This is a genomic window from Actinomadura formosensis NBRC 14204, from assembly GCF_001552155.1.
Classification (GTDB): Bacteria; Actinomycetota; Actinomycetes; order Streptosporangiales; family Streptosporangiaceae; genus Spirillospora; species Spirillospora formosensis.
Genome location: NZ_BCQQ01000198.1, coordinates 1 through 7,048, shown reverse-complemented (window position 1 = coordinate 7,048; position 7,048 = coordinate 1). Strand labels below are relative to the sequence as shown.

Sequence of the window (7,048 nt, the reverse complement as noted above, 5' to 3'; positions counted from 1 at the left end):
ATCGCCGCGGCGGCGCGCGCGGCCCGCTCGGCGGGCGACGGCTGGTCGGCGGGCTGGTCGGCGGGCTGGTCGGGGTTGTCGGTCACGGGTTTCCCGTCGCGGTGTCGGACACATCGTCGAGCGCGCCGCGGATCTCGTTCGGCAGCGCCAGGCTCTCACTCTCCAGGATCGCATCGAGCTGCGCGGCGGTCCGCGCGCCGACGATCGGCGCGGCGACTCCCTCCCGGTCGCGGACCCACGCCAGCGCGACCGCGAGCGGGGAGCGGCCGAGGCCCTCGGCGGCGGTCACCACCGACTCCACGATGCGGGCGCACTCCTCGTCCAGGTACGGCTGGACGAACTCGGCGAAGTGCGGCGCGGCGGCGCGCGACCCGGCGGGGATGCCGGTGCGGTACTTGCCGGTCAGCACGCCCCGGCCGAGCGGCGACCACGCCAGCAGGCCCGCCCCGGCGTCCAGCACGGCGGGCACCACCTCCCGCTCGATGTCGCGGCGCAGCAGCGAGTACTCCAGCTGCGCCGACACGACCGGGGCGCGGCCCGGCCAGGCGCGCTGCCAGGCGGCGGCCTTGGCGACCTGCCAGCCCGCGTAGTTCGACACGCCGACGTAGCGGGCCCGGCCGGACGCGACCGCCTCGTCCAGCGCCGACAGCGTCTCCTCCAGCGGCGTGGCCGGGTCGTAGACGTGCAGCTGCCACAGGTCGACATAGTCCAGGTCCAGCCGGTCCAGGGAGGCGTCCAGGGCGCGCAGCAGGTGCCGCCGGGAGCCGTCGTAGCGGCCGTTCGGCCTGATCGCGGCCTTGGTCGCGATGACCAGCCCGTCCCGGTCGACGGTCTCGCGCAGCAGGTGGCCGAGGATCTGCTCGCTGATGCCGTCGTTGTAGACGTCGGCGGTGTCCACCAGCGTGCCCCCGGCGTCGACGAACGTGACGAGCTGCGCCGCGGCCTCGTCCGGGCCGGTGTCCCGCCCCCAGGTCATGGTGCCGAGGCCCAGCCGGGACACCAGCAGCCCGCTCCGCCCGAGGTGACGCTCCTTCATAGGCGGTCAATGTAGCGGCCCGCGACGACCCCGCGGAAAGCGAGCGGCCGGCCGCCCGGATCCGGGCGCGGCGCGAAGATCCTGGTGAGCACTATTGCCGGGACCCGTCCGCGGGCTAAAGTGCGCAGCCATGGCGCCACCCCCCTTCTCGATGTACTCGCCGAAGACCCCGGAGGGCGACGGCGGCCCGGACGTGGCGCCGGTGTTCGGCGCGGGACCGGGCGACGACCCCGGCTACCTCGCCTCGCTGCGCGCCGGGACCGAGCTCGGCCGGATGCGCACGATGATGCTGGTGCTGCTCGCCGCGCCCGTCCTCATCCTGGCGATCATGCCGCTGATCGTGGCGGACGGCCGCGGGGACGCGGCACCGTGGAGCTACGCCCCGCTCGCCGCCGCCGCGCTGGTCGCGCTGCTGGCCGGGCCCCGCGCGCCGCGTCCCATGCAGCCGGGCGACGAGCCCGGCGCCGCGGCCCGGACGGCGCTGATGATGTTCCGGCAGGCGGTGCTGCTGCGGTTCGCGCTGGCCGAGGGCGTGATCCTGCTCGGCCTGCCGCTCGCCATGATGGGGCACAGCGAACCGGTGTTCCTCGCCGGGTTCGTCCTCGGCTACCCGCTGCTGGTCTGGCTGGCGGTGCCGACACGCGGCGGCGTGGAGCGGATACGGCGGCGCCTGGAGTCGCGGGGCGCCGAGTCGCACCTGTGGGCCGTCCTGCTCGCCGCGCCCGCCTCCCCCCGCGAGGACGGCTGACGAGAGCCGGGGAGGGGCGGGGGCTAGAGCCAGCCGCTCTTGCGGAGCCTGCGGAACAGCAGCACGCAGGCGACGGCCATCACCGCCAGGACCAGCGGATATCCGAGGATCGAGTGCAGTTCGGGCATGTGCTCGAAGTTCATGCCGTAGATCCCGGCGATCGCGGTCGGCACCGCGATGATCGCGGCCCACGCGGAGATCTTGCGCATGTCCTCGTTCTGCTGCTTGCCGAGCAGCGCCAGATGCGCGGTCAGCACGCTGTTGAGCAGCTCGTTGTGCGCGTCGACCTGCTCGTCCACGCGCAGCAGGTGGTCCAGGACGTCGCGGAAGTACTCGCGGGTCGAGCCGCACTCGGCGACCCGGCCCTTGGCGATCTCCTGCAGCACCGGGACGAGCGGGTCCTCGGCGCCGCGGAACTCCAGCACCTCCCGCTTGAGGGAGTAGATGTCGGCGGTGACGTCCCGCGCGCCCGGATCGAACACGGCCTTCTCCAGCCCGATGATGTCGACCTCCACCTCGTGGGCGACGAGCCCGTACCGGTCGACGACCTCGTCGCACACCGCGTACAGGACGGCGGTCGCGCCGTGCTTGATCAGCTCCGGCGACTCCTCCAGCCGCCTGCGGACGGGACCGAGCGGGTTGCCGGCACCGTGCCGGACGGTGATGACGAAGTCCCGGCCGAGGAAGATCATGATCTCGCCGACCTCGATGTCGGACGTCCTGTCGATGTAGGAGAGCGTCTTCAGCACCACGAACAGGGTGTCGTCGTAGCGCTCCATCTTGGGCCGCTGGTGCGCGGACACGGCGTCCTCGGCGGCGAGGGGATGCAGGTTCAGCTCGTCCTTGACCAGCTCGAACTCCGCCTCGTCGGGCTCGAACAGGCCGATCCACAGGAAGCAGTCGCCGTCCTGGCGGGCGAGGTCGAACGCGTCGCTGATGTCACCGTCGATGTCGCGGCGCGTCCCGCCCGCGTAGATGGCCTTGTCCACGATCACAGCACGTATCCTCCCGCAACCGTGCCGTCCGCCGCCCTTATGCCGAGCATCTCCTAGAGTGGCCGCCGTGACGACCCTTCTCCTGGTAAGGCATGGACTGACCGCGATGACCGGCCCGGTGCTGGCCGGCTGGACGCCCGGGGTGCGCCTCGACGACCGCGGCCGCGCCCAGGTCGCCGCCCTCGCCGCCCGGCTGGCGCCGCTGCCGCTCGCCGCCGTCGTGTCCAGCCCCCTCGAACGCTGCGCCGAGACCGCCGAGGCGCTCGCCGCCGGGCACGCCCCGCCCATCGAGAAGATCGAGACGGACGAGCGGTTCGGCGAGGTCCGCTACGGCGACTGGACGGGCCGCCCCCTCAAGGAACTCGCCGAGGAGCCGCTGTGGCGGGTCGTCCAGGCGCATCCGAGCGCCGCCCGGTTCCCCGGCGAGGACGGTGAGGCCCTCGCCGCCGCGCAGCACCGCGCCGTCACCGCCGTCCGCGACTGGAACGAACGCGTCGCCGCCGACCACGGCCCCGACGCCCTGTACGCGGTGTGCAGCCACGGCGACATCATCAAGTCCATCGTCGCCGACGCGCTCGGCCTCCACCTGGACCAGTTCCAGCGGATCCAGGCCGACCCGGCGTCCCTCACCGTGATCCGCTACACCGAAACACGCCCGTTCGTCGTCCGGCTCAACGACACCGGAGGCGACGTCGCCGCCCTGGTTCCCCGGCCGCCGCGGGAAGGTTCCGGGAAAGAGGGATTCGCGTCGGGGGACGCGCCCGTGGGCGGCGGCGCGTAGGGTCGGAGTCATGCCCGTCATCTCCTACGACCTGCCGGAGCGTTTCGTTGCCGGCGCCGTCGGGCGGCCCGGCGACCGCGCCTTCTACCTGCAGGCCCGCTCCGGTCGCCGCGTCACCAGCGTCGGCCTGGAGAAGTTCCAGGTGACGCTGCTGGCCGAGCGCCTGGAGGAACTGCTGGACGAGGTGCTGCGGCGCAGCGGCGGGGAGGCCCCGGTACCCGCCGTCACCCCCTCCGAACTGCAGGACGACGCCCCCCTGGACCAGCCGGTGGAGGAGGAGTTCAAGGTCGGCACGATGGCGCTCGCGTGGGACCCCGACGACGAGCAGGTCGTCATCGAGGCGCAGGAGGTCACCGAGTCCGACGAGGAGCCCGAGGTCGGCGAGGACGATCCCGCCATCGCGGTGCTGCGCGTCCGGATCAGCGCCGCGCAGGCCCGCGCGTTCGCCGAGCGCGCCCTGAAGGTCGTCGCCGCCGGGCGCCCGCCGTGCCCGCTGTGCGGCCTGCCGCTCGACACCGACGGCCATGTCTGCCCCCGCCAGAACGGATACCTCGGCTGACATGATCCCCGAACCCTTCCCGTCCGGCCGCGCGGGTGCCGCCGCGCCACCCGCCCCGGCGCGGACGAAAAAGATCCGCCGTGCTGGATCACGGGCGGCGACGCCGGGAGAATGAACGCATGACGCAGTCCTCCCGGGACCGGGCACCCGCCGGCGGCACCGGCCGGGCCACGCCCGGCCGCCCGGTGTCCCCTCGCGACGTCGCCGCCGCCGAGCGGCTGCTGTCCGCCGGGCGCCTCGGCGTGGAGGGCCGCCTCGTCCAGGCGTCCAACGCCACCCTGTACTGCTCGATCGAACACGACGGCGGGGCCGCCAACTGCGTCTACAAGCCCGTCGCCGGCGAACGTCCCCTGTGGGACTTCCCCGACGGCACCCTCGCCGAGCGTGAGGTCGCCGCCTACGAGGTCTCCAAGACGATGGGCTGGGGCACCGTCCCGCCCACCGTGCACCGCGACGGCCCCTACGGCCCCGGCATGGTCCAGCTGTGGGTCGAACCCGACCCCGACATCGACCTCGTCGCCCTGTCCCGCTCCGACGACGAGGCCGTCCGCCGGATGGCCGTCTTCGACGCCGTCATCAACAACGCCGACCGCAAGATCGGCCACCTGCTGCCGCCCGGCGACGGCCATGTCTACGGCTGCGACCACGGCGTCTGCTTCTCCGCCGAGTACAAGCTCCGCACCGTCCTGTGGCAGTGGCGCGGCAAACCCCTCACCCCCGAGGCCCTGGAGGCCCTCGACCGGGTGGCCGCCGGCCTGCGCGGCGGCGCCCTCGGCACCCGCCTCGCCGAACTCCTCACCCCCGACGAGGTCGAGGCCACCCGCCGCCGCGTGGAACTGATGCTCAAACACCGCATCCACCCCTACCCCCCGGAGGACTGGCCGGCCATCCCCTGGCCGCCGCTCTAGCCCGCCCCCAGCCGCCGGGCGAACGAGGCGGAGTGCTGCAATTGGGGCATGTGCACGGCGATCATCAGTGTTGAGCCCTCCTCCCCGGTGCCCGTGGTCGTGGTGGGGGTGCGGGACGAGTTCGTGGCGCGGGAGTGGACGGGGCCGGGGCGGCACTGGCCGGAGCGGCCCACTCTCGTCGGAGGGCGCGACCTGCGGGCGGGCGGAACGTGGCTGGCGGTGGAACCGGACGCGCCGCGGGTCGCGGTGGTGCTGAACGGACGCGGCCGGATGGCGCCGGAGGCGGCGCGGGCGTCGCGCGGGGAACTGCCGCTGCGGGTGGCGGCCGACGGCAAGCTCGGCGCGCTGGATCTCGCGGTCTTCGACCCGTTCCACCTCGTCGGCGCGGAACCCGACCGGGTGTGGCTGTGGAGCTGGGACGGGGAGACGCTCACCGAACGCGAGCTGCGGGCGGGCCTGCACATGATCGTCAACAGCGGGCTCGAAGGCGAGGGGCAGCAGGAGGGGGAGACCGAGGACGCCTACATGGCGGCGCGGCTGGCGTACTTCCGGCCGCGGTTCGCCGCCGTGCCGCGGCCCGAGCCCGGCCCGGACGAGCCGGTGGAGCGGGCGTGGGGCGCCTGGCTGCCGCTGCTGAACGGGGACGGGCTGCCCCGCGCCGACCACCGGGCGCTGCTTCCGCTGCTGGACCTCGGCGACGGGCGGGTGTGGGGCACGACCTCGGTGAGCCTCATCGCGCTCGGCAGCGGCGGCGTCCGCTACGACTTCTCCGCCGCGCCGGGCGAGGGCGACGCATGGAGCCGGGTCCGGTAGAACGGCGGTACGCCCTCGGAAGGAACCGGGCGGAAAGAGCCGGGCCCGGACCCGCTCGTCCGCCTCACCGACCGCGCCCGCCGGGCAGCGCGGGACGGTTGCCATGATCTCGGAGTAAAGCCGCAAGCTGGGCATGGATAAGCTTTCGGTATGCGATCGTGGCCCGCCCCCGAAGTCCCCAGCCTGCCCGATGCGGGCCTGCCCGCCGCCGACCGGCCGCTGCGCCTCCACGACAGCGGGACGGGCACGGTGCGTCCCACCGCCCCCGGCGCCACCGCCCGCATGTACGTGTGCGGCATCACCCCCTATGACGCGACCCACCTCGGCCACGCCAACACCTACCTGGCGTTCGACCTCGTCAACCGCGTGTGGCGCGACCTCGGCCACCGCGTCCACTACGTGCAGAACGCCACCGACGTCGACGACCCGCTGCTGGAGCGCGCCCGCGACACCGGCCAGGACTGGCGCGAGCTCGCCGACCGGGAGATCCAGCTGTTCCGCGAGGACATGACCGCGCTGCGGGTCCTGCCGCCCGACCAGTACATCGGCGCCGTCGAGGCGATCCCGCTGGTCGTGGAGATGATCGAGAAGCTGCGCGGCCGCGACGCCGCCTACGAACTGGGCGGCGACGTCTACTTCCCGGTCGCGTCCGACCCGTCCTTCGGGCAGGTCAGCCGGCTGGGCAGGGACGAGATGGCGCCGCTGTTCGCCGAGCGCGGCGGCGACCCCGGCCGGCCCGGCAAACACGACCCCCTGGACCCCCTGCTGTGGCTGGCGCAGCGCCCCGGCGAGCCCGGCTGGGACTCCCCGTTCGGCGCGGGCCGCCCCGGCTGGCACGTGGAGTGCTCGGCGATCTCCATCGAGTACCTCGGCATGGTCTTCGACGTCGAGGGCGGCGGCTCGGACCTGGCGTTCCCGCACCACGAGATGAGCGCCTCGCACGCGCAGGTCGCCACCGGCGAGCGCCCGCACGCCCGCGCCTACGTCCACGCGGGCATGGTCGGCCTGCACGGCGAGAAGATGTCGAAGTCGCGCGGCAACCTCGTGTTCGTGTCGAAGCTGCGGAAGGCCGGCGCCGACCCGATGGCGATCCGGCTGGCGCTGCTGGCCCACCACTACCGCTCCGACTGGGAGTGGACGCAGGACTCGCTGGACGAGGCGGCCGGCCGCCTCGCCCGCTGGCGCGCCGCCGCCGCCCGCCCGTCCGG

The 7,048-nt window shown here is 73.9% G+C and carries 8 protein-coding genes; 6 read left to right on the top strand and 2 right to left on the bottom strand.

The genetic code is table 11. From position 1 onward, the window contains the following. Window positions 1-82: 82 nt before the first annotated feature. Window positions 83-1,036 carry an aldo/keto reductase gene (locus AF1_RS30890; protein ID WP_067807452.1) on the bottom strand — a complete coding sequence of 318 codons (954 nt, stop codon included), beginning with the start codon at window positions 1,034-1,036 and terminating at the stop codon, window positions 83-85. A gap of 130 nt (window positions 1,037-1,166) precedes the next feature. On the opposite strand from AF1_RS30890, the gene AF1_RS30885 reads away from it, so the two are divergent. Continuing rightward, on the top strand, window positions 1,167-1,784 hold the full coding sequence (locus AF1_RS30885; protein ID WP_067807449.1) for a hypothetical protein: 618 nt from the start codon (window positions 1,167-1,169) through the stop codon (window positions 1,782-1,784). 23 nt (window positions 1,785-1,807) lie between these two features. On the opposite strand, the gene AF1_RS30880 is transcribed toward AF1_RS30885, so the two are convergent. Further along, the gene (locus tag AF1_RS30880) at window positions 1,808-2,779 is read right to left on the bottom strand and encodes a magnesium and cobalt transport protein CorA (RefSeq protein ID WP_067807447.1); all 972 of its coding nucleotides are present in this window, start codon (window positions 2,777-2,779) and stop codon (window positions 1,808-1,810) included. Window positions 2,780-2,846: 67 nt separating this feature from the next. Between AF1_RS30880 and AF1_RS30875 the strand changes: the two genes are divergently transcribed. The 5 genes from AF1_RS30875 to mshC all read left to right on the top strand — a co-directional run. Continuing rightward, the gene (locus AF1_RS30875) at window positions 2,847-3,560 is read left to right on the top strand and encodes an MSMEG_4193 family putative phosphomutase (protein ID WP_067807459.1); all 714 of its coding nucleotides are present in this window, start codon (window positions 2,847-2,849) and stop codon (window positions 3,558-3,560) included. Window positions 3,561-3,570: 10 nt separating this feature from the next. Further along, window positions 3,571-4,119 carry a DUF3090 domain-containing protein gene (locus AF1_RS30870; protein WP_067807444.1) on the top strand — a complete coding sequence of 183 codons (549 nt, stop codon included), beginning with the start codon at window positions 3,571-3,573 and terminating at the stop codon, window positions 4,117-4,119. Window positions 4,120-4,238: 119 nt separating this feature from the next. Beyond that, complete coding sequence (locus AF1_RS30865) at window positions 4,239-5,027, top strand: SCO1664 family protein (protein ID WP_084263492.1); 789 nt, start codon at window positions 4,239-4,241, stop codon at window positions 5,025-5,027. A gap of 48 nt (window positions 5,028-5,075) precedes the next feature. Further along, complete coding sequence (locus AF1_RS30860) at window positions 5,076-5,840, top strand: NRDE family protein (protein WP_067807440.1); 765 nt, start codon at window positions 5,076-5,078, stop codon at window positions 5,838-5,840. Window positions 5,841-5,990: 150 nt separating this feature from the next. Further along, the coding region (gene mshC / locus AF1_RS30855) for a cysteine--1-D-myo-inosityl 2-amino-2-deoxy-alpha-D-glucopyranoside ligase (RefSeq protein ID WP_067807438.1) at window positions 5,991-7,048 on the top strand (1,058 nt) is incomplete at its 3' end.